We start from the raw sequence: 22,980 nt of genomic DNA, 5'->3' as shown, positions 1-22,980 counted from the left end.
CAAGGTCAACAGCGGTCGAGAGGGGTACCGAACTGGACTCCGGACGGCATCTGATCTGACCATCCGCCCAGGCCGGAGCCCGTCCTCACCGGGGCTCAGCTCGTCTTCACCATCGTTCGCAGGAGGAAGGGGGGACTTCCGAGACCTCGGACCGACGCCTCACCGCCGCACGCGTGAGTTGAGGCCGAAGCCCCGGTCACCGGCCGCTGTCCTCGGCGAGGGTGTGGGCGACCAGGGCATTGGCGTGGCCGTGGCCCAGACCGTGCTCGGACGTGAGCCAGGCAACCAGTTCCATGTGCTTGGTCAGCGGCGAAGAGCGGACGAGGCTCTTCCATTCGGAGATCGGGCGGCCGTACTTCTTCTCGATCGAGGGGAAGTAGGCGGCAGGGCCCTTCACGGCGCCGGTCATGGGATGTCCCGTCTGTCGAACGACATCATCTTGCTGTCTCGGAGCAGTTGGCGGCTGGATCAACGCCTGGCCGGTGCTTGTCCGGCAGCGTCTCGGTGAGCAGTCGGGCCGTGACGGCTGCCAGCCAGCAAAGGCCGAGGCCCGCTCCGGCGGTGAACGCCAGGACAGAGGCGGCAGAGGCCATGAACCCGGCCAGGACGGCGACCGGAGCGGCACGGGAGGCCAGGGCCCAGCCGCGGTGGCCCCGGGCCGCGAGCGGACGGGCCAGGACGAGGAACGCGGCGCACAGCGCGAGGTAGCCGATCGTCCCCCCACCCATGTGGACGGCTCCGTGCCCGCTCATCGGGGACGCCTCGGGAGCGCCGACGGGGAAGCCGGCCCCGGCGTCGGCCCGAAAGGCTGCGGCGACCAGGAACGAAGCACCGAACACGCCGATCAGGACCGGTCCCCAGGTGCCGCCCGGCTCTCCTCGCAGCACCCGGCGCAGCCCGATCGCCCCGCTGAACAACAAGGCACCGGTGAGCAGGAAGTTCGCCGTCTGGATCCACCCCATGTCACCGAGGGCAAGCTGGCTGATCGCGTTGCGGGTGAAGTCGAAGCCCTCCCGCGTGAGCCCCTGGACGATGCCTGCCCCGAGGAACAGCGGTCCGGCGACGAACGCGCCGGCCAACAGCCCCCGTGACGCGGGCGAGGAGGCGGCCGCGGTGCGGACAGCGGGCGGGCGGGCGCTGAGCGTCTGGGTCATGGCGGGCCTTCCTCGTTCGGGTGTTGTCACGTGTATGACCGGCGACGAACGCGGAAGTCATCGATCCGAAACGCACGACCTGCCCACGGGGCGTCCGGAAGCCGCCGGAGCGCAGCCGCCCGGAACACGAAGCTCGGTTGTCCTACGGGTCCCGGACCACCGGTGCTGTAGTTGCCCGGGACAGCGTCACAACGGCTTCGGGCGGGGTGCACGTCGCCGATGACGCTGCGGGCCCCGGGCTCAGTCGGGCCCCTGGCCCTCCAGTGTGTGCCGCTGGATCAGCCTTGAAATGTCCTTCGCGGTGACGATCCCCACCAGATGGTGCCCGTCCACGACGAGAATGCGCATGCCAGTACTCGGGCGGAGGTTGTCGAGAGCCTCACTCAGGAGATCACTCGGGGCGGCAACCACGCACTGTGACAGCGGGATCGCCACCTCGCGTACGCGCAGCGCCTCCCGGCTCGCTGCCGGTATCCGGGCAAGCTTGCGTATCTGGACGATCCCGCTGGGACGGCCTTCGAAATCGAGCAGCGGCACGGCGGAATGGCGGGAGTTCACTACCACCTCGTCGATGAAGTGCCGGATGGTCAGCCAGTCGGCGCCGGTGGTCACCGGGCTGGACATGGCATCGGCGACCTTGACGCCCCGCAGTTCTGTGTGGATCACGGCGCGCTGCCGTTCGGCGCCGGCGACGACCATGATGAAGAGACCGACGAAGACGAGCCACAGCCCGCCCGGCGCCCCGCGCAGGAAGGAGATCCAACCGAAGGCCATCAGCAGCCCGCCCACGACCTGACCGCTTCGGGAGGCCACTCGATCCGCACGTTCCCGGTCTCCGGTGCGCCACCACAACAGCGCCTGCACCACCCTCCCGCCGTCGAGCGGCGCAGCGGGAAGGAGGTTGAATGCGCCCAGGAACAGGTTCGCCCAGCCGAGCCACACCAGAACGGCGGCGGGCACCGCCCAGCCTGACGTCACGTGCAGCCCGATTCCCGCTCCGAGCGCGGCGCCTCCGATGGCCAGGCTGGTGAGCGGCCCGCTGATCGCCACTGCGAAAGCCACCGCGGCCGTCGGCGGACGCCCCATCCGGGTCATCCCGCCCAGTGCCCACAGCGTCACATCCTGTACCGCGATCTTCTTCCTGCGGGCAGTCGCGGCGTGTGCCGTCTCGTGGAGCAGGAGGCTGCCCATGAGCAGCAGGGCCCCCACGGCACTGGCGAAGGTGTAAACCGCATCCGAGTGCCCTGGGGTCCATGCGGGGAGGGTCTGACGGCCGAGACCGTAGGCGAACACGACCACCAGCAGCGGCACGCTCCAGTGCATCCGCAGTGGTACCCCGACAACTTGTCCGACACGGACCGAGCCGTTCATCGTCGTCTCCCGCAGGCTCGGCACCCGGTCCACGGGCAGGACCTCGCGACCTGACTCCATGAACCGACCAGCCCGGCACCCACCCACAATTGTCGCTCTCGGAATCTCCCGCTGTCGGCCAGGCACCAGGACGCGTCCCCTCCTCGGTTCCGTGGACTCCGTTCAGCACATCGCTGCGCAGATACGGTCGGGGAGGGCGCCGGATCTAGGCTGGACCTGCCGACAGCACTGTGGAGGTGCGTCATGGGGCACAGCCATCACTTCCACCTGGATCAGGGTGACCACTCGATCACCGTGAACGTCGGGCCCGGAAGAAACGGAGAGATCGAGCTCCTGGTCGACGGGAAAGTGGTCGCGTGCCAGAAGCAGCACGCCCCGGGGACGAGCCTGCTGACCGGCGAACTGCCCGAAGAGCCCGCCCGCCCGTTCCGGGTCCGGGTACGCCAGCCGCATCTGGTCCCCTCCAGACCCAGATGCACGCTGGAGCTCGACGGCATGGAGCACCCCATGCCGGACCGGCCCGAGCTGTGAGTTCCGTGCTGCGCGGCTGCGGGCGGGATCAGGTACACAGCGTGCTCCCCCGCCAGGTCCGACGAAGCCGCACCTTCGATGCAATGTGCTGCCGCGAACCAATGGAGACTTCGAACACGAGTTCGATTCTTATGGTCGTCAGGCATGCTCCTTCTTCGTCCCGAGCCGGCAAGCCGGTCCTGAGGTCCGCCGACCCGCCCCTCGCGTCGACCCGCGCCGTCACGCCGGTAGTCTCATCTGGCCGTAGTCGTGGCTGGGGGGTTCGCAGATGGAACGAACACGCACGGAACGCTCACGCCCGGACGGGTCGCGACGGATCGGCCCGTACCACCTCATCACCCGTCTCGACCCGAGCGGCCCCGGCCAACTGCCGGTCCCTGTACGCCGGTTCATCGGGCGCAGCGCGGACGGTGACCGTACGGTACTCATCAGCGCGCCACTCGACGGCGCCGATCCGGGGCGCTTCCTCGTCGAGGCCGACGCGGGCCGCCGGCTCCTCGGCCCGTGGGTACTGCCCGTCGCCGAACTTGCCGCCCCGTCCGAGACCCCCTGGTACGCCGCTCCGTACCTTCCCGTACTCCCGCTCCCGGTGGCGCTCGCCGTACACGGCGGCCCCCTGCCCGAGCGCACAGTCCGAGCCCTGGGCGCGGCCCTGGCTGAGACCCTTACGGGCGTGCACGCCATCGGCATCGCGCACGCCGGCCTGTCCCCCGCCTCTGTACTCCTCGCCTGCGACGGACCGCGCCTGACCTGCTTCGGCGCGGTCCGCGCGGCGGCCCCGGACGGCGAGCAGCGCACCGGCCTGCCCGGGCTCGAGCCCGGCAGCCTGGCCCCCGAGCAGGCATCGGGCGGGCGGCCCCGGCCACCCGGCGACATCTACGGACTGGGTGCGGTTCTGGCATACGCGGCAACTGGCCATTCGGTCCCCGATTCCGCGGAACTACCCGAGTCACTGCAGTCGTTGGTCGCACGCTGCCTGACGCGCGACGCCGCCGCCCGCCCGACCGCGCCCGAGGTACTGCGCGCGCTGCCCGGAGCGTCGTCCACCCCCGTGGCGACGGTCCTGGACTCGGCCGGTGCGCTGCTGGGGCCGGGCTGGCTGCCGAGCCGGGTGGTCGCGGCCATGGCGCGCCAGTCCGCGGAGGTCCTCGCCGCGGAAGTCCGTACTCCGACCACTCGGACGGCCAGGATCTGACGCGATGCTTTCCCCTCTGACCCATGACGATCCGGCCGGGCTGGCGGGCTTTCGGCTGCTCGCGCGGCTGGGCCACGGCGGAATGGGAACCGTCTACCTGGCTCGTTCGGCGGGCGGCCGCACCGTCGCTCTGAAGACCATGCACCCGTCCATCGCAACCGACCCGGCGTCGCGCACCCGCTTCCGCCTGGAGACGGACGCGGCCCGCATCATCGGCGGCCACCACGGCGCTGTCGTCGTCGACGCCGACCCACTGGCGCCCACCCCGTGGCTCGCCACCGAATACGTCCTCGGCCCGCCCCTCGACGACGCCATCGACCTCTGCGGCCCTCTGCCGGAAGGGTCCGTACGCGCCCTGGGCGCCGCACTCGCCGGAGCCCTCGCCCAACTCCACGCCTCCGACGTCGTCCACCGCGACCTGAAGCCCTCGAACGTGATGGTCACCGCCTACGGCCCGAAGATCATCGACTTCGGCATCGCCCGCGCCTCCGGCGATGACCGCCTCACCCGCACCGGAGTGGCCGCCGGAACCCCTGCCTTCATGTCCCCCGAGCAGGCCATCGGCCAGGAACACACACCCGCGGGCGACGTGTTCGCCCTCGCCGGAGTCCTTCTTTACGCCGCCACCGGCCACGGCCCCTTCGGCACCGGGCAGCCGGCGGACCTCCTCTACCGCGTCCGCTACGCCGACCCGGACTTCACGGGCCTCCCCCAGGCCCTGGCTCCGATCCTCGGCCCCTGCCTGGCCAAAGACCCGGCACGGCGACCCACCACTCACGAACTCGCCATCCAGCTCCACGGCGGTCAGGGCCACTTCGCCGACCATCTGCCCGATGCACTATTGGCAGACATAGCCCGGCGGGCGTCGGAGGTCTGGCAGCACCGGCCGGAACGGCTTCCCACCCCCGCCGATCACGCAGCCGCCGAGACCGTCCCGGTCACCGCCGCGCCCGGCATGAGCCGCCGCAAGCTCCTTACCATCAGCGGCAGTTCGCTGCTGGCCACGACAGGGATCGGCGCGGGTGTGTGGGCGTCGACGAGAAAGCGGGACTCGGACACGCCGGAATCCACGGGCTCGGGCAACGCTCCTGCGGCTCTGTGGCGGAGAAGCATCGCAACGGCGGCACCCGCTGAGCTGGGGCGCCCGCTGGTGGTCGGCGACAAGTTGATCGTGGCCAACGAGGCCGGAGTGAGCGCCGTCGAGGCTTCGAGCGGGCGGAGTCTCTGGTCCGGCAACCCGGTGCTGAATTCGTGGGACGTGGCCACGGACGGATCGAAGCTCTTCGCGGTGGACTACTCCCTGTCCCCGAGAGAAGGACTCCGAATCGCGCAGATCGACCTCGACGACGGAGCGCTGATGGATCCGGCCGTCAGCGAGAAGGCATACAACGGGAAGCTGCTGGGAAATCAGCTTCTCTGCGTCGGCGATGACCTCGCTTGGCTGCTCACGGCGCGGGTACGGAAGGAAGACACCGACGAGTCGAGCGGTGTCGGTCCCGAACGAGGCTGGCTCATCACCTCCTTCTCGCTCTCGACGGGCAAGAGACGCACCGAGCTGGTCCTGGACGAGCCTGCGCCCGAGGAATACCCCTGGGTGACCGGCGTGCGCGCGATCGGCTCGAGCCTGGTCCTCTTCTTCCGTACGAAATCCGGCGGGGTCGACGTACTCGTCTGCGACACGCGCACAGGAACCGGCGTCTGGCGGGCGCAACTCGGCCTCAACGCCGACGATGCCGCCCGCAGTCCCATCGCCGTGGACAGCAAACACCTCTACACCGCGTCGGACGCGGTGCGGGCGCGGCGCATGACCGACGGCAAGGAAGCCTGGAGGTACCAGGGAACGAACGTGACCGCGTACGGACCTCCCACGGTGAAGGACGGAGTCGTCTACGCGGTGGAGGCAGCGGGAGCGCGGGGTCTCGTGGCCATCAGCGCAGACACCGGCGCACTCCTGTGGCGGGAGAAGAATCCCGTGTCGTCCGGGCACGAGCTGAAGGTGGCACCCACTGTCGGCGACAAGTACATCTACAAGCACTGTGCGGCGGGGCTGCGCGCGATCGATCTTCGGACCCACGAAACCGCCTGGCTCCACCCGGAAAGTCTCGACAGGTTCTCCGCCCTGATCACGGCGGGACTGCTCATCGGCGTCGGCGAAGGTCCCGTGGTCGCTCTTCCGCTGGAGCCTTCGGACCATGCCTCCTCGTAGGCTCCCCACCTCAATCACCACGAAGGGCTCGGGTCACACCATGCAACCTCTCAGTTTCGGCGACCCGATCCGGCTGGGGCCGTACCGCCTCGCTGGAGTGCTCGGCGAGGGCGGCATGGGCAAGGTGTACGTAGGTCACGACAGTTCCGGCCGCCTCGCGGCCGTCAAGGTGCTGCGTCCTGAACTCGCGCACAGCCGGAACCTCGTCCAGCGGTTCCTGCGCGAGGCCCAGACCGCGCAGGCTGTGACCAGCACCGGCGTGGCACGCGTCGTCGGTTCGCAGACCGAGGGCGGGCGCCCCTGGATCGCCACCGAGTTTCTGTCCGGGCCGACACTGGAGCAGGCGATCACGGACCACGGGCCGCTGGACGACGCCGGCGTACGCGCGCTGGCCGGCGCCCTGGCATCGACGCTGCAGGAGATTCACGCGGCGGGGCTGATCCACCGCGACCTCAAGCCGGCCAATATCGTGCTCACTTCCTCGGGCCCCCGCATCATCGACTTCGGCATCGCACGCCCCGAGCACGGCCTCACCCTCACCACCACCGGCCAGGCACCGGCCACCCCCGGATACGGGGCACCCGAGCAGATTCTGGGTCAGCGCGTCGGCCCGTCGGCCGACGTGTTCTCCCTCGGCGCGGTACTGGTGTACGCGGCAAGCGGCAGGCAAGCGTACGAAGGTGCGCATGTCGCGGCGGTGCAGTACGAAGTGGTGCACGGAAGCGCCGCCCTCGACGCCGTGCCGCAAGCGCTCCGCCCCCTCATCGCCCCCTGCCTGGCCAAAGAGCCCGCACACCGCCCGCACCCCTCGTCGGTCATCCAGACATTCGCACCTCCTCGCGGCGCACACCGACTGTGGAGACAAGGCGTTCTCGGCAAACAGATCAAGGAGTACGAGACCCGGACACATCAGCTCACCACTCTGGCCGCCACCACTGTTCCGGGGGCGAAGCCGTCACGGCGGCGCTTCCTCACCTCGCTCGCCGCCGGCGGAGCGGTGCTGGCACTGGGAGGAGGCGCAACGGCCTGGTGGCTGACCAGGGGGCCCGATCTGCCCGACGCTGCGGACGCCGAACCGGCAAAGCTGCTGAACTCCGGCGAGTACAAGCCGGGCACGCCTCCGGAACCCCTGTGGGGGCCACTGAAGGCAGCCGCTCCGAGCGCGTCCATGTTGTTGCCGGTGCGGGATGTCGTCATGTTCGCCGGCCCGTCGGGAGGACTTACGGCGCACAGGGTGACCGATGGCCGGCAGAAGTGGTCGCTTCCGGAGGTGTCACCGTCCGCGGGCTTCCTGCGGCTGACAGCCGAGCAGTTCGTCGCGGCCGATGCCGACGGCAACGTCCTTGCCTTCGACGCGTCCACCAGTGAGCTGCAGTGGAGTGCCCCGGCAAAGGCGGAGAAACTGCTGGCCACCGCACCCGACGCGGCGCTCGTGTACGTGCTGACGAAGGACGGCGAGGTGGCCGCGGTCGACACGGAAGCCCGCAAGGTCCGCTGGACCGCGGAGGCCCCCGCGGACATCCTCATCGACCCGGCGGCCGTGGCCGGTGCCGGACCCGGCCGACTGGTCGTCTGTACGGCGGACGGGAACTACTTCGCCCTCGACTCGGCCGACGGCAGCAGCGCCTGGCAGTTGGGCGGCCATGCCGGAACGGCGCTGACACCGGCCGTCGAAGACCGATTCGTCTACGTCGGTGGGAAATCGCTCCTGGCACTCGACCTGCAGAGCGGCGACGAGGTCTGGTCCGCGGCTTCGCAGTCGTTGAACCCCGATCAGGCCGGATGGGGCTCTCCCGCGAAAACCGACGACTACATCGCCGCCATCGACGACGGCCGTCTCTACCGGGTCAACAAGGCATCCGGCAGCGAAGCCGGTGTCTCATGGCCGGACGGCACCCTCCCGTCCCGCACTCCACCGGTCGTCCAGGGCAACACCCTGTGGATCGTCGAGGGGGGCACCTCGTCAGGCGTATCTGCCTTCGGAAACATCCCGAGCGGCGAATCGGACGGTCGGCTCATGTGGACCTACGAACCCGAGTCGGAAGGTCCCTGGCACATGGCCGCCGCGGGCAACCGGGTGTTCCTGCTGAACAAGGGATCGGTCGTCGCCCTGCCGGTGTTCTGACGCTCGCTGCCCGGACCCACCGGTGCCACCGTACGGCGGACGCCGGTGTGGCGGGCCGGCCCTGAGGGCGGGTACGGCCCGGCGGCTGGTTCTTCCGAACGGCGTGATCGTCAAGCGGGATCGCATCAAGCCGATCCGGGGCGGGGGACCGGACCGGTCAGGAATCGAGAAGCGTCGGTCACCGGACCGCAACTAGCGTGATGGCCATGGACCTCACCATTCACACGACCATCCTCCCGCACGACGACCCGGACGCTGCCGTGGCCTTCTACCGCGACACCCTCGGCTTCGAGATCCGCACCGACGTCGGACAGGGCAAGATGCGCTGGATCACGGTCGGACCCGTCGACCAGCCCGGCACCTCCATCCTCCTGGCGCCGCCGGCCGCCGACCCCGGGGTCACCGAGGACGAGCGCCGCACCATCGTCGAGATGATGGCCAAGGGCACCTACGGCTGGATCCTGCTGGCCACCCGGGACCTCGACGGCACGTTCGAGAAGGTGCAGGCCGGCGACGCCGAGGTCGTGCAGGAGCCGACCAAGCAGCCGTACGGCGTCCGCGACTGCGCCTTCCGCGATCCTGCGGGCAACCTGATCCGTATCCAAGAGGTTCGCTGAGGCGTTCGGTTGTCGGTCCGGCCTCGGTCGGGCCGGTGCCACGCCCCCTCGCCGCCCGCCCCGGGGGCAGCCCACGTGCTCATGAACATCGATGAACGGAGTTCTGTCATGTGTCATCCTGCCTGGATGAGCGCACTGACCGCGGCGCAGCGCCTGAGCGACCTCGCGCGCCTGCGCCGCGTCCGGGATCGGATCGACCGGGAGTACGAGCAGCCGTTGGACGTCGAGGCGCTCGCCCGCGGCGCGAACATGTCGGCCGGACACCTCAGTCGCCAGTTCCGGCTGGCCTACGGTGAGTCGCCGTACGCCTATCTGATGACGCGGCGCGTCGAGCGCGCGATGGCGCTCCTGCGCCGTGGCGACCTCAGCGTCACCGAGGTCTGTTTCGCGGTCGGCTGCTCGTCACTGGGCACTTTCAGCACCCGCTTCACCGAGCTGGTCGGTGTGTCTCCCAGCGCCTACCGGCGCCGGGAGGCGGGCGGTGCGGCGGGGATACCGTCGTGTGTGGCGAAACAGGTGACCAGACCGGTCAGGAATCGAGAAGCGCCGGCGACGAGCCGTAACTAGCTTGACCACTATGACCTCCATCGAGTCCGTCACCCTTGAGGTGGCCGATCCCACCGCCGCCGACCGCTTCTACACCGCCTTCGGTTCGGGTGCTCAGGTGCACCTGCGAGCCTCAAAGGCACCGACGACCGGGTTCCGTGGGTTCGCGCTGTCGCTCACGGTGGCCCAGCCTGCCGATGTCAACGGCTTCATCGGAGCCGCCCTCGACGCCGGTGCCACTGCGCTGAAGCCTGTCTCGAAGTCGCTCTGGGGTTACGGCGGCGTCGTACAGGCTCCGGACGGGACGATCTGGAAAGTCGCGACATCCGCGAAGAAGGACACCGGCCCGGCCACCGGACGGATCGAGCAGACCGTACTTCTGCTGGGGGCCACGGACGTGGCCGCGAGCAAGCGGTTCTACGTTGACCGCGGCCTCACCGTGGCGAAGAGCTTCGGCCGCAAGTACGTCGAGTTCGCCGCACCGGCGAACTCCGTCAGGCTGGCGCTGTACGGGCGCCGTGCCCTTGCCAAGGACGTCGGTGTCCCCATCGACGGCAGCGGCTCGCACCGGCTCGTGCTGGGCGGCGACGCCGGGTCCTTCACCGACCCGGACGGGTTTGCCTGGGAGGCCGCGTCGGTGACGTCCACGCCCTGAACCGTCGCACCGCCGAGGACGCGGATTCACCGGTGTTCGCGGGCCACACGGTGTCGCCGGAGGGCGTCGAGGTCCCCGGTGGTCTCCTCAGCCGGGCGACAACCGATCCGTTCTGAAGAAGTCGGCGCCGCGGCGGATCCCTGGCACGAATCGGTCCTGATCAAGCCACCCGAGAAAGGAATCCCGCAATGAAGAGCACGCAGACATCCACCAAGACCACCGGCGCAGCCGACGAGAAGTACGACGGATTCACGGACGAGGAACGCGGCGCGATGAAGGAGCGCGCCCAGGAGCTGAAGAAGGCCGCGCGCCGTGCTCCGCGTGCGGCCAAGGCGGACGGGGAGAGCGAGGTGCTCGCGAAGATCGCCGAAATGCCGGAGACGGACCGCGTCCTCGCCGAGCGGATTCATCACATCGTCAGAACCAGCGCGCCGGGTCTCTCGCCGAAGCTCTGGTACGGGATGCCCGCGTACGCCAGGAACGGCAAGATCGTCTGCTTCTTCCAGAGCGCGCAGAAGTTCAAGGCGAGGTACGCCACGCTCGGCTTCAGCGACCAGGCGAATCTCGACGAAGGCACCATGTGGTCCACCGCCTACGCCCTGACGGAACTCACCGCCGCCGACGAGGCACGCATCGGCGCGCTCATCAAGAAGGCGACGAGCTGAGACCGGTCCTTCCCGCGGACGCGACGCTCACTGCGGCCCGGCCCGACCGACCGTCATGCGGGCAACCGCCCTACCGCGACCACCGCGAGTACAGCGACCTCGAAGAGCGGCCCGACCGGTCCCTCGGTGATCACTCGCTCACGACGGCCTGGTCCCGGACCCCGACCACAGAACGCCCGGCCGGGAAACCCCGGCCGGGCGCCTGTCTGAATCCCGGCCCCTCGCCGTGTCTGCGTGCCTTACGCCGGCTTCTCCTCCAGGCGGGGGAACAGCACCGCGCCCTTCGTCACCGTCGCACCCACCGGGAGCCGGCCCCAGGTGCCCGCGTCCTGTACGCGCTGGTCGGACAGCGCGCCCAGGGACGCCTCGGCACCGAGGGAGTCCCAGAGCTTCTGCGAGGTCTCCGGCATCACGGCGTTCAGCAGGACCGCGACACCGCGCAGCGACTCGGCGGCCGTGTACAGGATCGTCGCGAGGCGGGCCTGGCCCTCCGGGGACGTGTCCTTGGCGACCTTCCAGGGCTCCTGCTCCGTGATGTAGCCGTTGACCTGCTTCACGAAGTCGAAGATCGCCAGGATGCCGGTCTGGAAGTCCAGCTCCTCGCCGATCTTCTCGTCGGCCGTCGCGACGGCCTTCGCCAGCCCCTCCTGGACCGCCTTCTCGGCGTCACCCGCGGCCGTGGCCTCGGGGAGCGCCCCGCCGAAGTACTTCCCGACCATGGCGGCGACGCGCGAGGCGAGGTTGCCGTAGTCGTTGGCGAGCTCGGAGGTGTAGCGGGCGGAGAAGTCCTCCCAGGAGAACGACCCGTCGCTGCCGAACGCGATGGCGCGCAGGAAGTACCAGCGGTAGGCGTCCACGCCGAAGTGCGAGGTCAGGTCCTGCGGCTTGATGCCGGTCAGGTTCGACTTCGACATCTTCTCGCCGCCGACCATCAGCCAGCCGTTGGCCGCGACCCGGCCCGGCAGCGGCAGACCCTGCGCCATCAGCATCGCGGGCCAGATCACCGCGTGGAAGCGCAGGATGTCCTTGCCGACCAGGTGCACGTCGGCCGGGAACGTTCCGTCGAACTTCTCCTGGTTGGCGCCGTAGCCGACCGCCGTGGCGTAGTTCAGCAGGGCGTCGACCCACACGTAGATGACGTGCTTCTCGTCCCACGGCACCGGGACGCCCCAGTCGAAGGTCGAGCGGGAGATGGAGAGGTCCTGCAGGCCCTGCTTGACGAAGTTCACGACCTCGTTGCGGGCGGACTCGGGCTGGATGAAGCCGGGGTTGTTCGCGTAGAACTCCATCAGCTTCGGGCCATAGGCGCTCAGCTTGAAGAAGTAGTTCTCCTCCTTGAGGATCTCCACCGGCTTCTTGTGGATCGGGCACAGCTTGACGCCGTTCTCGTCCTCGATGAGGTCACCGGGGAGCTTGTACTCCTCGCAGCCCACGCAGTACGGGCCCTCGTAGCCGCCCTTGTAGATCTCGCCCTTGTCGTACAGGTCCTGCACGAACTCCTGCACCCGGTCGGTGTGCCGCTTCTCCGTCGTACGGATGAAGTCGTCGTTCGCGATGTTCAGGTGCTCCCAGAGGGGCTTCCAGGCCTCCTCCACGAGCTTGTCGCACCACTCCTGCGGGGTGACGTTGTTCGCCTCGGCAGTGCGCATGATCTTCTGACCGTGCTCGTCCGTGCCGGTGAGGTACCACACCTTCTCGCCGCGCTGGCGGTGCCAGCGCGTGAGCACGTCGCCTGCGACGGTCGTGTAGGCGTGGCCCAGGTGAGGAGCGTCGTTGACGTAGTAAATGGGGGTCGAGACGTAGTACGCCGTCGCCCCCTGCTTCTCGGATCCAGTGGCCGCCATGGTCGAAATCCTAACGGCCTGCAGAAGATCCACTCACACAGATTACGGTCGGCCGCGCTCGGACCCGGGGCCGACGGGGTCCTCGGCGTGGACGGAGAAGGCGACGATGTCCAGCAACTCCGCCGGGGCAGGCACGACCGGGAGGTCGGTGCCGTCGCCACGATCCGAGCGGCAGATGAGGGCGTCCGCCAGGTCGAGCCGGTCGTCGCCGTCCGTGGAACCGGTCACCGCACGCCTTCGTTCATACACGGGTCCGACTCATACACGGGTCCAACACCTTGAGCGTGTAACGCTCTTGAGGCCGCAGTTGCTTCCGGGAGCCCGGTGACAGGCTGTGCGGAGACCTTTGCGAAACATGCTTTCCCGTAACAAAGACGCATCCTGGGAGAGAGTGGACGCGCATGCACGAGGCAGGGGACATCACGATGCGGGTACTGGTCGCCGAGGACGAGGAGATGTTGGCGGAGCTGGTCGCCACCGGGTTGCGGCGTGCCGGGTTCGCCGTCGACACGGTGTACAGCGGCGACGCCGCCGTCGCCTACCTGGGGCTGCACGACTACGACGTCGTCGTCCTCGACCGCGATCTGCCACGGGTGCACGGTGACGACGTGGCGCGCGGGCTCGTCGCCTCCGGCTCCCGGACCAGGATCCTGATGCTCACCGCCGCCGGTTCCATGGAGGACCGGGTCGCCGGGCTCGATCTCGGCGCCGACGACTATCTGGGCAAGCCGTTCGAGTTCCCCGAGCTGGTGTCGCGGGTACGGGCGCTGCGGCGGCGCAGCGCCCGCCCCGTACCGCCGCAACTGGAGCGGTACGGCATCCGGCTCGACACCGTACGGCGCACCGCTTCCCGGGAGGGGCGGGAGCTCGACCTCTCGCCGAAGGAGTTCTCGGTGCTCCAGCTGCTGCTGGAGGCGGACGGCGGGACCGTCAGCGCGGAGGAGCTGCTGGAGCGGGCCTGGGACGCCAACGCCGATCCGTTCACCGGCGCCGTACGCGTCTGCATGAGCAAGCTGCGGGGCAAACTCGGGGAACCGGCCCTGATCCGTACGGTGCAGGGCGTGGGGTACGCCCTGTGAAGCGCCCGTCACGCCTCCCGGGCGTCCTGCGCGCCGCTCGTGTCCCCCACGTCCAGCACTCCACGATCCGGACGCGTATCGCGCTCGTGTACGGCGGGGTGTTCCTGGTGCTCGGGACGGCACTGCTCGCCACCGTCAACCTCGCCTCCCGCGCCGGTACGGACTCCCAGGCGCGCGCCATCGCCCGCACCGCCGCGGTCGTCCAGCCCGGCTACGCGGTGAACGGCCCCCTCGTCACCCGGCGGACTCTCGGCCCGCCCAGCGTCTACGACCTCACCGACCACGTCAGCGACGCGGCCGGTCATCAGCTGCTCATGTGGTCCGTGGCCGCGCTGCTCGTCATGACGGCCTGCGCGGTCGCGGTGGGGTGGTGGACCGCGGGGCGGGTCCTGCGGCCCGTCCACGCCATGACCGCGAAGGCGCGCCGGCTCTCCGAGCACACCCTGCACGAACGGATCGCGTCCAGCGGCCCCGACGACGAACTGAAGGAGCTCGGCGACACGCTCGACGCGCTGCTGGCCCGGCTGGAGAAGGCGTTCGACAGCCAGCGCCGGTTCATCGCCAACGCCTCGCACGAACTGCGCACCCCCCTCGCCACCCAGCGGGCCGCGATCCAGATCGGTCTGGACGACCCGTCCCAGGAGGATCTCGTACGGACCCGGCAGACGCTCCTGGACAACAACCGGCGCAGCGAGCGGCTCATCGAGGGACTGCTGGTCCTGGCACGCAGCGAACGCGGACTCGCGGCGAACGAGCGGGACGCGGTGGACCTCACGCAGGTGGTGGCGGAGGAGGCGGCCCGGCACCCGGGCGTGAACGTCGACGCCGGCCGGTGCGCGGTACGGGGGAACCGGCTGCTGCTCGCCCAGCTGGTGGCGAATCTGCTGGCCAACGCCGTCACGTACAACGTGCCCGACGGGAGGGTGGACGTGTCCCTGGTGACGGCCGGCGGCGAGGCACTGCTGGAGGTGCGCAACACCGGGCCGGTGGTCGACGCGGCGGACATCCCCGGGCTGTTCGAGCCGTTCCGGCGGGGCGAGGGCAAGGACCGGATGGGGCGGGGGTCGGGGCTCGGTCTCTCGATCGTGCGTTCTATCGCGGTGGCGCACGGCGGTACGGTCACGGCGGTGCCGGGCCCCGCGGGCGGGCTCGCCGTGACCGTACGCCTGCCGGTGGATCAGCCTTCGGGCGCCGCTTCGCGCGCCGCGACCCAGGCGGGGAGGGCGGCGAGGACCTCGCGGTAGAACGTGGCGTCCGCGACCTCGCGGGGGGCGGGGCCCGCGTGGAAGAACCCGGCGTTCGGGACGTCCAGCTTCCGCAGGAAGTCGAAGCCCTTCGCGTCCTCGTCTCCGAACGCGACGAACTGGAAGAACAGCGGCAGCCGCGCCGCGTCGGCCAGCGCCTGCTTGGCGGGCTGCTTGGCGTCCGGCGGGCCGTCCGTCTGGAAGATCACCAGCGCGGGGCCGGTCGCCTCCGACTTCTCGTAGTGCGCGACGACCTCTTCGACGGCGCGGTGGTAGTTCGTACGGCCGAGACGGCCGAGGCCCGCGTTCAGTTCGTCGATCCGGCCCTCGTGTGCGGCGAGGTCGACCGTGCCGGTGCCGTCGATGTCGGTCGAGAAGAAGACGACGGGGACGGTGGCGCTCTCGTCCAGGTGCGCGGCGAGGGCCACGGTGCGGTCGCCCAGGTGCTGGGCGCTGCCGTCCTTGTAGAACGGCCGCATGGAGCCGGAGCGGTCGAAGACCAGGTAGACGGTGGCACGCAGCCCGGTCAGCCCGTGCGCCTCCAGCGCGGCCCGGGCTGCCTTGTACGGCTCGACGAGTCCGGGCGCACTCGACGTGACCCGGGCGAGGGGGAGGGCGGGCTCGGGCGCCCCGGGGGCGGGGGTTGCTTCGGCTTCGGAGGCGGGGGCCGGGGCGGGGGCCGACGTGGCCTCCGGCTCGGTCTCCGTCTCGGTGGCGGGTGCGGTCTCCGGCCCGGCGGGGGCCTCCGCCATGACGGGCTCGACCTCGGCGACCGGATCCGCCTTCGGCTCGGCGACGACTGCGACCGGCTCGGGCTCAACAGCGGCCGTCGGCTCGGCGACAACTGCGACGGGCTCGACCTCGACGGTGGCGGCCTCCGGCTCGGTCTCGGTGGCGACAACGACCTCCGGCTCGGCGGGGACCTCCGCCATGACGGGCTCGACCTCGGCGACCGGATCCGCCTTCGGCTCGGCGACGACTGCGACCGGCTCGGGCTCAACAGCGGCCGTCGACTCGGCGACAACTGCGACGGGCTCGACCTCGGCAGTGGCGGCCTCCGACTCGTCCTCGGTGGCGACAACGACCTCCGGCTCGGCGGGGACCTCCACCGTGACGGGCTCGACCTCGGCGACCGGATCCGCCGTCCGCTCGGCGACGACTGCGACCGGCTCGGGCTCAACAGCGGCCGTCGACTCGGCGACGACTGCGGCAGGCTCGACCTCGGCGGTGGCGGCCTCCGGCTCGGTCTCGGCAGGAACGTCGGCCTCCGCGACGACCGTGGCCTCCGGCTCCGCGGCGACCGGCACCGGCTCCGGCTCGGTGGCCTCCGCAGCCACCGGCTCCGTGACCTCGGCCTCCGCCGGCTTCGGCTTCGGGGCCGAGCCCTGGGACGGGACCGTGGGCAGGGACGCCTTGTCGAAGGCCGCCGCCACCAGGTCCGATGCCAGACCGGTATCACCGGTGGCGGACCGGGGCGAGGCGGGGGCCGGTACCGAGGCCTTGGTGGGCGGGGCGGTTTCGCGCACCGGGGCGGTTTCCTTGGCGGGCTCGTCCACCGTCGTCGTGACCGGCTCCGACTCCGCGGGCGCGGTGCGTTCGGTCTGGGGCGGGACCGTGGCCGTCGGCGCCGGCGCGTCCTGCTCCGCGCGGTCGCGGCCGAACACCTTGCGCAGCAAGCTCCGAATGCCCATGGGCGAGGCCTTTCGCGTGAGTTGGGTGCGATAAATGTCCGACCTGCGGGATTCATCCCTGGCCAGGGCGGATACGTAAGGTTAGCGGCCGGATCCGGCCGTTCGGCGGTGCGGCCCGCCCGTGGGACAACTGAGCCGCAACCGAGTTCCGACCGAGTCCTGTGCGCACGCCGCGCGGACCTGATGTACGTCGTTCAAATTGTGCCCACCTGGGCCCGAGTCGCCTCGTTGGCGTGAGCGGACGGTGCGCCTGACACATGATCAGGCGAACTGTTGTCCGTTTTGCTCGCATGTGCTGTCAAGAACGGCCCCCACGTGGGAAAACGATCTCGCAGAACCCGGTTCGCGGCCTGTGCCGTGGTGGCAGGGGCGATGCTTTCCGTCCTCGTTCCGGCAGGCGCAACCGCCGCCCAGGTGGCCGCCCCGCCCTCCTTCGGCTGATCCGCTCAGGGCCTGCCCCGGGGCCCGCGCCGCACTAGAGTCGGCTGCATGGTTTCCGGTGAGGCGCCGCAGGCGGAGGGCAGCGTTCGGGTCGATGTCTGGATCTGGTCGGTCCGGCTGACGAAGACCCGTTCACAGGCCGCTGCCGCCTGCCGCGCGGGTCATGTGAAGGTCGCCGGCGAACGCGCCAAGCCCGCCCAGGCGTTGCACGTCGGCGACGAGGTACGGCTCCGGCACGCGGGCCGGGACCGGATCGTCGTCGTGTCGAAGCTGGTCAAGAAGAGGGTCGGCCCTCCGGTGGCGGCGGAGTGCTTCGTCGACAACAGCCCGCCCCCGCCGCCGCGCGAGGCGGCGATCCAGGTTCCGGTACGGGACCGGGGCGCGGGGCGTCCCACGAAGCGGGACCGGCGGGAGATGGAGCGCCTGCGAGGGGCCGGGCCCACCCCCTGACGAGGAGCGCGTGGGCCGCGACCAGGGTCTTTCGTCTGGATCGGGCCGGGTCAGGGAGCGGCCCGCCGCGGAGCGGCCGATGTCACCGTGGTGCCGTGCGTCGCAAGGCGGAGGAGGGATGCGGATGGGGTCTCCCCTGCTCGATCGGAGCCGAGCGCTTGGGGAAGGAGCCCTGGTGACTGACGCCAACGCGGCGAGGCGCGGTGCCGGGGGCACGCGAGCCCGGCGTGATCCGAACGAGAGGCCCTACGGCTATGGCTGCGGCGACGCGATCGCCCGCGCCGCCGCCACCTCCTGGCGCAGTGGAGCCAGTACCCCTTCCTCGTCGCCCGGCAGTTCCGCGCGTACGCCGAACAGGGTCTCGCTCGCGCGTATCCCCTCGGCCAGTTCCCGCAGCTGCTGCTGGATCCCGGCCACTTCCGCGGCGGACGGTTCCGGTGCTCCGTGGTCGACGCGGACCCGGGCCGCCGTGGTCGCGTCCACGATGCGTTCGACCGCGACGACCAGCGGCCACCAGGCAGCGGCCCGGGTGCCGACCGGCGGCGGTTCGGTCAGGGCGCGCTGGAACTCGGAACGTACGACGGACAGGTCGCGGTAGATGCGGCGCCGGGCCCGCACTCGTTCCGCCCGGTCGCCGGGGCCGCCCGGCTCGAAGGCGTACGCCACGTAGTCGGCGATGTCCGCCACCGCGTCCGCGAGCCGGTGGCCGATCCGGACATGCCAGCTCTCCGGCCACAGCAGGTAGCCCGCCACCAGCACGATGGCGCAGCCGATCAGGCTGTCCAGGAAGCGCGGCCAGACCAGGTGGAAACCCTGGTGGTTCAGCAGGTCGGACAGGAGCAGGATGACCGGGGTGATGGCCGCGGTCTGGAACGCGTACCCATTCGCCGTGAATGCCGGGATCAGTGCGGCGAGCACCACCATCACCGGCACGTCCCACCAGCCGATCGGCACCGCGGCGAGGATCGGCGCGGCGATCACGAGACCGGCCGCGGTGCCCACCGAGCGCAGCACGGCCCGCGAGAACACCGAGCCGAAGTCCGGCTTCAGGACGAACGTGACGGTCAGAGCGACCCAGTAGGAGCGGGGCACCGGGATCAGCGAGGTCAGCGCCTGCGCCAGGCCGATGCAAAGGGCCAGACGCAGTCCGTACCGCCACGAGGACCCGGAGAGCAGCACGTCGCGAGCCGTCCGCCGGATCCGTACCCCGAGCGCGGCGGGGCGGCCGAGCCGGTCGTCGACGTTGTACGGGTCGGGGTCGGCCTCGTGCACGACGGTCGCCGCGTGCCGCAGCGCGCTGTCCACCGCCCGGGTGGCGGGTGAGTCCGGGGCGGGCAGGGTGAGTTCGGCGTCGCCGGTGCGGCTCTCCTCGACGGCGGCGGCGAGTTCGCGTACCGCCGCCGGGATCTCGTCCGGGAGCGGGCATCGCCGGACGTGTACCGCGGGCGCGGCCTCGACGAGCGGGATGACGACGTTGAGCTGGGCGAGCAGCCGCACCATGGCGTTGCTGCGGCCGTGGTAGCGGGCCCGGCGGGCCAGGATCAGGTCGTAGGACGTGTTGAGGGACTGGGTGACGGCCTGCCGCCGCTCCTCGTACAAGTCGGTGCCCGCGGCGGCGAGCAGGTCGGCGACCGCGAGGTAGGTGCCCGCGACCGCGACCCGTTCCGGCAGTTTGCGCCGCAGCGGCCACGCCAGCAGCGTCATGGTGAGGACGAACAGGCCGCCGACCGTCAGCAGCAGCGGCGCCACCCACCAGGGCTTCGGCATCGGGAGCCCCGCGCCGACCACCGCGTTGAGCAGGAGCAGCAGCCCGGACACGGAGGCGACGGCGCCGATCGTCGACATCATGCCGGAGACCAGAGCGACCAGGGTCAGCGCGGCGACGGCAGTCCAGCCGGTACCGAAGACCAGCGTGCCCAGCATGATGCCGAGCGCGCCGAAGAGCTGCGGTACGGCGATGTTGAGGATGCGCATCCGGTACGCGTCGGCGGTGTCGCCGATGACTCCGGAGAGCGCCCCCATGGAGACGAGCGCGCCGTACGCCGGCCGGTCCAGCGCGAAGCCGACGGCCAGCGGGCCGGCCAGGGCGAGGGAGGCGCGGACGGCCGCGGCCCAGGGAACGGGCGTGGCCGACCGGGGGCGGAGTCCGCTCAGCAGCCAGGGGGGCGGTGCGGCACGCCTGCGTCCGGATCCGGCCTCCGTGTCGGTCAATGCGTCCCCCTGTGTGGTGCGTTCAGCCCTGGTAACCCTCGACCTCGTCGGCCGGCCGTACCGTCGCCGCGGACGGGTCCTCGCCGAACTCCCTGAGGGCACGGCGCTGGCGCAGCAGGTCCCAGCACTGGTCGAGCCGGACCTCCACCGTACGCAGGCGGGATCTCTCGTCCTCGGTGAGGCCCGATTCCCCGGTGGAACGGTTGCGCAGGTCCCGCTCCTCGGCGATGAGTTCGCCGATGTTGTCGATGATGTCGTGTTCGATGTCGCGTTCCCGATCGTCCATGGTGTCCCCTTCGGGTCTGCGCGCGTGGTCCGGGCTCGTGTTGTGCTGACGGTCTCGGCTCGGGTTGTGCTGACGGTCTCGGCTCAGAGCGCGATGACGGTCTTGCCGCGTGCGCCGCCGGTCCGGTTCCGGTCGAGGGCCTGCGGGGCCTTCTCCAGCGGGAGTTCTATGTCGATGGGCACGCGCAGTACGCCTTCGGCGGCGCCCGCGGCCAGGACGTCGAGCAGGACCGGGCTGGGTTCGAGCCGGAAGTCGATGCCGGTCACGTCCGCGGGGAGCGTGGCCCCGGCGGCGACGCCCCGCGTGGTGAGGGCGATCCCGCCGGCACGTACCAGCGCGGCCCGGGCGGCGAAGGCGCCGGGGGTGGCGGAGACCAGGTCGACCAGTGCGTCGACGCCGTCCGGGCAGCTCCCCCGTACCGCCGCTTCGAGGGGGGCTTCCGTGGTGTCGATCGTGACGGTGGCGCCCAGGGCCGCCATCCGCTGGTGTTCGTCGCCGCGCACGACCCCGATCACGCGTACGTCGCGGGCCGAGGCGAGCTGGGTCAGGCAACTGCCGACGCCGCCCGCCGCCCCGATGACCAGCAGGCTCTCGTGGCCGCGGAGCACCACGGTCTCCAGGATCTGGGCCGCCGTCATCCCGGCGGACGGCAGTGCGGCCGCGGTACGGAGGGGGAGGCCGGCCGGGACGAGGGTGATCGCGGAGTCCTGCGGCACGGTCACGTAGTCGCAGTAGGTTCCGGCGCGGCCCGTCGGCCCGTCGGCCCGGGCGGAGACCCGGTCACCGGCCCGGACGGAAGCCTGGGCGTCGCCGATCCGGCCGAAGACCTGGTCGCCGACCCGGAAGCGGTTCGCGCCGCGGCCGATCATGTCCACCCGGCCCGCGAAGTCCACGCCGACGACCAGCGGGAACCCTCGCGGGGCCGGTCCGGGGTCCGGTGAGCCCCGGGCGGCCTGGCCGGCCTGCCAGTCGCACGGGTTGAGTGCGGCGTACTCGATCCTGACCCTTACCTCCCCGGTGCCCGGCTCGGGTTTGGGCAGCTCTACCAGTGCGGGTTCGGCCCCGAACGTGCTGACGGCTATCGCTCGCATACGGAAGACCTCTCAGTCGCCCCCGATCCGGCAGTCACGAGAACCACTCTTCCCCGGCCCGTCCGCCGCCGCACGTCGAACCGGGCCTGCTACGGAACCGTCCGCCGCCGGGCCGCCCACCACCTCCCGAGCAACGCGCAGACCGCCACCGCCAGCCCCGTACCGAACACGATCCACGCCGTCGTGCGCAGGGAGCCCGTGAGCGCGTCGTACACCGCCGCCGCACCGCCCGTCTCGCTGTCCGGCACCTCGGCGAGCACCCGGTCGCGGGCGACGGCGATCAACGCACGCAGCACGAGCGCCCCCAGCGCGAAACCGGCCCCGGCCACCGCCGTCGCCGAGAGCGCGGCGCGCCCGGAGCGCCCGCGCCCCGGCCCGCCGCGCGCCCAGGCCACGAGCACCGTCAAGGCGGCGAACACCACCGTTCCCACGGCGGGCCGGACACCGGCGGCGCGCAGCCACCGGAAGGTCTGGCGCAGCTGGTGGGCGCGGTCGGCGGAGATGAGCGTGATGTCGGTGTGCTGGACCGGAATCCGGTCGGCGAACGGCACCCCGCTCCCCTCCAGATTCTGTTTGACCTGTTGGGTGATGGGTGCCAGGTCGATGGTCACGGCCTTGCCGGTGTTGCTGTTCAGCGCGGCGGTGACGGCCTCGTGGGCGGTGCGGTTGGCGGCGCTCCACGCGGCCCGGAAGGCGTCCGTGGTGGTGAAGGACATGATCGCCTGGTGGAGGAAGTCCCGCACCGTGCTCTGGAGCGGACCGGCGTCGACCTGCTGCATCGTCGCGTCGGTGATGAGGTCGCTGACGGTGCTCTGCACGTGCGGGTCGGAGGCGAGCGGGGCGACCGCGGCCACGTAACGGTCCGTGTTGTCGATCTCCAGATCCACCCAGGCGGAGAGCGCGCTCAGCGGGACGAGCACGGCGAGCAGCACCAGTACCACCGCTGCCGTGACCGCCGAGAGATACGTCCGCACCCCTCCAGGGAATCCCGTACGGAGGCGGTGCGCCCCGGGCCGTACGCCATCCGAGTTGCCGGGCGGCGCGGCCGGGTGTGCTCTGGAGGGACGAGACCGCCCCCCGACCGGACGGTCTTGAGGGGCGACGGAAGGAGTCCCCGCCATGGCCACACATGCAGCGATGCCGACACGCGGACGGCCGCGGAGACGGACACGTACCCGTCAGCACACGGCGTACGCCTGGGCCGTTCCTGTCACGCTGGGTGCGGCGTACGGCCTCTACGCGTCGTTCGTCCTCCGCAACAACGGCGCGAGCGGCGGCCGGCAGTTCTGGTACGGCCTGATCACCGCGGTGGTGCTCGCCGTGCTGTGCTTCGCGCTGGGCCGGATCCAGCACACCCTGCTGCCCCTGGTGCGGGGGGTGGCGTACGGCGCGCTGACGGCCGCGGCGATCGGCCTGCTGGTCGGACTGACCGGTTCCAGCGTGCTGCGGTCCTCGGCGCTGGGACTGGCGGTCGGACTCGGGATGTTCATCACGACGTTCTACATCTTCTACACGCACGAGCGGACGTGAGCGCGCCTCCCGGCGCATCGGGAAGTGAGGACGGGCCCGCGCTCGGCG

At 70.9% G+C, this 22,980-nt stretch carries 22 protein-coding genes; 12 read left to right on the top strand and 10 right to left on the bottom strand.

All coding sequences use genetic code 11. The features are described from left to right. Nucleotides 1-196: 196 nt before the first annotated feature. From ACFU8Q_RS06785 to ACFU8Q_RS06775, 3 genes are all read right to left on the bottom strand, one after another. Nucleotides 197-409, bottom strand: coding sequence for a DUF4287 domain-containing protein (locus ACFU8Q_RS06785; protein WP_384448802.1), 213 nt, complete (start codon nucleotides 407-409; stop codon nucleotides 197-199). 25 nt (nucleotides 410-434) lie between these two features. Continuing rightward, the gene (locus ACFU8Q_RS06780; RefSeq protein WP_384448799.1) at nucleotides 435-1,154 is read right to left on the bottom strand and encodes a DUF998 domain-containing protein; all 720 of its coding nucleotides are present in this window, start codon (nucleotides 1,152-1,154) and stop codon (nucleotides 435-437) included. A 240-nt stretch (nucleotides 1,155-1,394) separates the two neighbouring features. Then, a complete protein-coding gene (locus ACFU8Q_RS06775; RefSeq protein ID WP_384448848.1) occupies nucleotides 1,395-2,525 on the bottom strand; it encodes a site-2 protease family protein in 1,131 nt (376 codons plus the stop codon). 243 nt (nucleotides 2,526-2,768) lie between these two features. Here ACFU8Q_RS06775 and ACFU8Q_RS06770 point away from each other — a divergent pair, with 243 nt between their 5' ends. The 8 genes from ACFU8Q_RS06770 to ACFU8Q_RS06735 all read left to right on the top strand — a co-directional run bounded on the left by ACFU8Q_RS06770 (nucleotide 2,769) and on the right by ACFU8Q_RS06735 (nucleotide 11,065). Continuing rightward, nucleotides 2,769-3,056, top strand: a complete 288-nt coding sequence (locus tag ACFU8Q_RS06770; protein ID WP_384448796.1) for a hypothetical protein — start codon at nucleotides 2,769-2,771, stop codon at nucleotides 3,054-3,056. A gap of 268 nt (nucleotides 3,057-3,324) precedes the next feature. After that, nucleotides 3,325-4,251: a serine/threonine protein kinase gene (locus tag ACFU8Q_RS06765; RefSeq protein WP_384448793.1), complete on the top strand. Its 927-nt coding sequence runs from the start codon at nucleotides 3,325-3,327 to the stop codon at nucleotides 4,249-4,251. 4 nt (nucleotides 4,252-4,255) lie between these two features. Further along, entirely contained in the window at nucleotides 4,256-6,457 is a 2,202-nt protein-coding gene (locus ACFU8Q_RS06760) for a protein kinase (RefSeq protein ID WP_384448791.1), read from the top strand. Nucleotides 6,458-6,497: 40 nt separating this feature from the next. Then, complete coding sequence (locus ACFU8Q_RS06755) at nucleotides 6,498-8,582, top strand: PQQ-binding-like beta-propeller repeat protein (RefSeq protein WP_384448788.1); 2,085 nt, start codon at nucleotides 6,498-6,500, stop codon at nucleotides 8,580-8,582. Between the two features lie 206 nt (nucleotides 8,583-8,788). After that, on the top strand, nucleotides 8,789-9,199 hold the full coding sequence (locus ACFU8Q_RS06750; RefSeq protein ID WP_384448785.1) for a VOC family protein: 411 nt from the start codon (nucleotides 8,789-8,791) through the stop codon (nucleotides 9,197-9,199). Nucleotides 9,200-9,325: 126 nt separating this feature from the next. Then, nucleotides 9,326-9,766, top strand: a complete 441-nt coding sequence (locus tag ACFU8Q_RS06745) for a helix-turn-helix transcriptional regulator (protein WP_384448783.1) — start codon at nucleotides 9,326-9,328, stop codon at nucleotides 9,764-9,766. A gap of 10 nt (nucleotides 9,767-9,776) precedes the next feature. Further along, nucleotides 9,777-10,400 carry a glyoxalase gene (locus ACFU8Q_RS06740; protein WP_384448780.1) on the top strand — a complete coding sequence of 208 codons (624 nt, stop codon included), beginning with the start codon at nucleotides 9,777-9,779 and terminating at the stop codon, nucleotides 10,398-10,400. Between the two features lie 188 nt (nucleotides 10,401-10,588). Continuing rightward, entirely contained in the window at nucleotides 10,589-11,065 is a 477-nt protein-coding gene (locus tag ACFU8Q_RS06735) for an iron chaperone (protein ID WP_384448777.1), read from the top strand. 239 nt (nucleotides 11,066-11,304) lie between these two features. On the opposite strand, the gene metG is transcribed toward ACFU8Q_RS06735, so the two are convergent. Next, the gene (metG, locus tag ACFU8Q_RS06730; RefSeq protein WP_384448774.1) at nucleotides 11,305-12,909 is read right to left on the bottom strand and encodes a methionine--tRNA ligase; all 1,605 of its coding nucleotides are present in this window, start codon (nucleotides 12,907-12,909) and stop codon (nucleotides 11,305-11,307) included. A 42-nt stretch (nucleotides 12,910-12,951) separates the two neighbouring features. Then, nucleotides 12,952-13,137, bottom strand: coding sequence for a hypothetical protein (locus tag ACFU8Q_RS06725; RefSeq protein ID WP_384448771.1), 186 nt, complete (start codon nucleotides 13,135-13,137; stop codon nucleotides 12,952-12,954). Between the two features lie 197 nt (nucleotides 13,138-13,334). Here ACFU8Q_RS06725 and ACFU8Q_RS06720 point away from each other — a divergent pair, with 197 nt between their 5' ends. Both ACFU8Q_RS06720 and ACFU8Q_RS06715 read left to right on the top strand, forming a co-directional pair. After that, complete coding sequence (locus ACFU8Q_RS06720; protein ID WP_384448845.1) at nucleotides 13,335-13,988, top strand: response regulator transcription factor; 654 nt, start codon at nucleotides 13,335-13,337, stop codon at nucleotides 13,986-13,988. Further along, a complete protein-coding gene (locus tag ACFU8Q_RS06715) occupies nucleotides 13,985-15,232 on the top strand; it encodes a sensor histidine kinase (RefSeq protein ID WP_384448768.1) in 1,248 nt (415 codons plus the stop codon). The genes ACFU8Q_RS06720 and ACFU8Q_RS06715 overlap by 4 nt, the downstream gene beginning before the upstream one ends. Here ACFU8Q_RS06715 and ACFU8Q_RS06710 read toward each other — a convergent pair. Further along, nucleotides 15,166-16,923: a VWA domain-containing protein gene (locus ACFU8Q_RS06710; RefSeq protein WP_384448765.1), complete on the bottom strand. Its 1,758-nt coding sequence runs from the start codon at nucleotides 16,921-16,923 to the stop codon at nucleotides 15,166-15,168. The genes ACFU8Q_RS06715 and ACFU8Q_RS06710 overlap by 67 nt on opposite strands. 489 nt (nucleotides 16,924-17,412) lie before the next feature. On the opposite strand from ACFU8Q_RS06710, the gene ACFU8Q_RS06705 reads away from it, so the two are divergent. Next, complete coding sequence (locus tag ACFU8Q_RS06705; RefSeq protein ID WP_266747186.1) at nucleotides 17,413-17,814, top strand: RNA-binding S4 domain-containing protein; 402 nt, start codon at nucleotides 17,413-17,415, stop codon at nucleotides 17,812-17,814. Between the two features lie 252 nt (nucleotides 17,815-18,066). On the opposite strand, the gene ACFU8Q_RS06700 is transcribed toward ACFU8Q_RS06705, so the two are convergent. The 4 genes from ACFU8Q_RS06700 to ACFU8Q_RS06685 all read right to left on the bottom strand — a co-directional run bounded on the left by ACFU8Q_RS06700 (nucleotide 18,067) and on the right by ACFU8Q_RS06685 (nucleotide 22,376). Then, nucleotides 18,067-20,025, bottom strand: coding sequence for an FUSC family protein (locus tag ACFU8Q_RS06700; protein WP_384448761.1), 1,959 nt, complete (start codon nucleotides 20,023-20,025; stop codon nucleotides 18,067-18,069). A 22-nt stretch (nucleotides 20,026-20,047) separates the two neighbouring features. Then, nucleotides 20,048-20,311 carry a DUF2630 family protein gene (locus ACFU8Q_RS06695; RefSeq protein ID WP_384448758.1) on the bottom strand — a complete coding sequence of 88 codons (264 nt, stop codon included), beginning with the start codon at nucleotides 20,309-20,311 and terminating at the stop codon, nucleotides 20,048-20,050. 83 nt (nucleotides 20,312-20,394) lie between these two features. Then, entirely contained in the window at nucleotides 20,395-21,402 is a 1,008-nt protein-coding gene (locus tag ACFU8Q_RS06690) for an NADP-dependent oxidoreductase (protein WP_384448755.1), read from the bottom strand. 89 nt (nucleotides 21,403-21,491) lie between these two features. Further along, nucleotides 21,492-22,376: a hypothetical protein gene (locus ACFU8Q_RS06685; protein ID WP_384448752.1), complete on the bottom strand. Its 885-nt coding sequence runs from the start codon at nucleotides 22,374-22,376 to the stop codon at nucleotides 21,492-21,494. A gap of 145 nt (nucleotides 22,377-22,521) precedes the next feature. Between ACFU8Q_RS06685 and ACFU8Q_RS06680 the strand changes: the two genes are divergently transcribed. Further along, entirely contained in the window at nucleotides 22,522-22,932 is a 411-nt protein-coding gene (locus ACFU8Q_RS06680) for a hypothetical protein (RefSeq protein ID WP_384448749.1), read from the top strand. Nucleotides 22,933-22,980: the final 48 nt, after the last annotated feature.

It is taken from the genome of Streptomyces sp. NPDC057543 (assembly GCF_042801895.1).
GTDB lineage: Bacteria > Actinomycetota > Actinomycetes > Streptomycetales > Streptomycetaceae > Streptomyces.
This window is presented reverse-complemented; position numbering and strand designations above follow the sequence as displayed.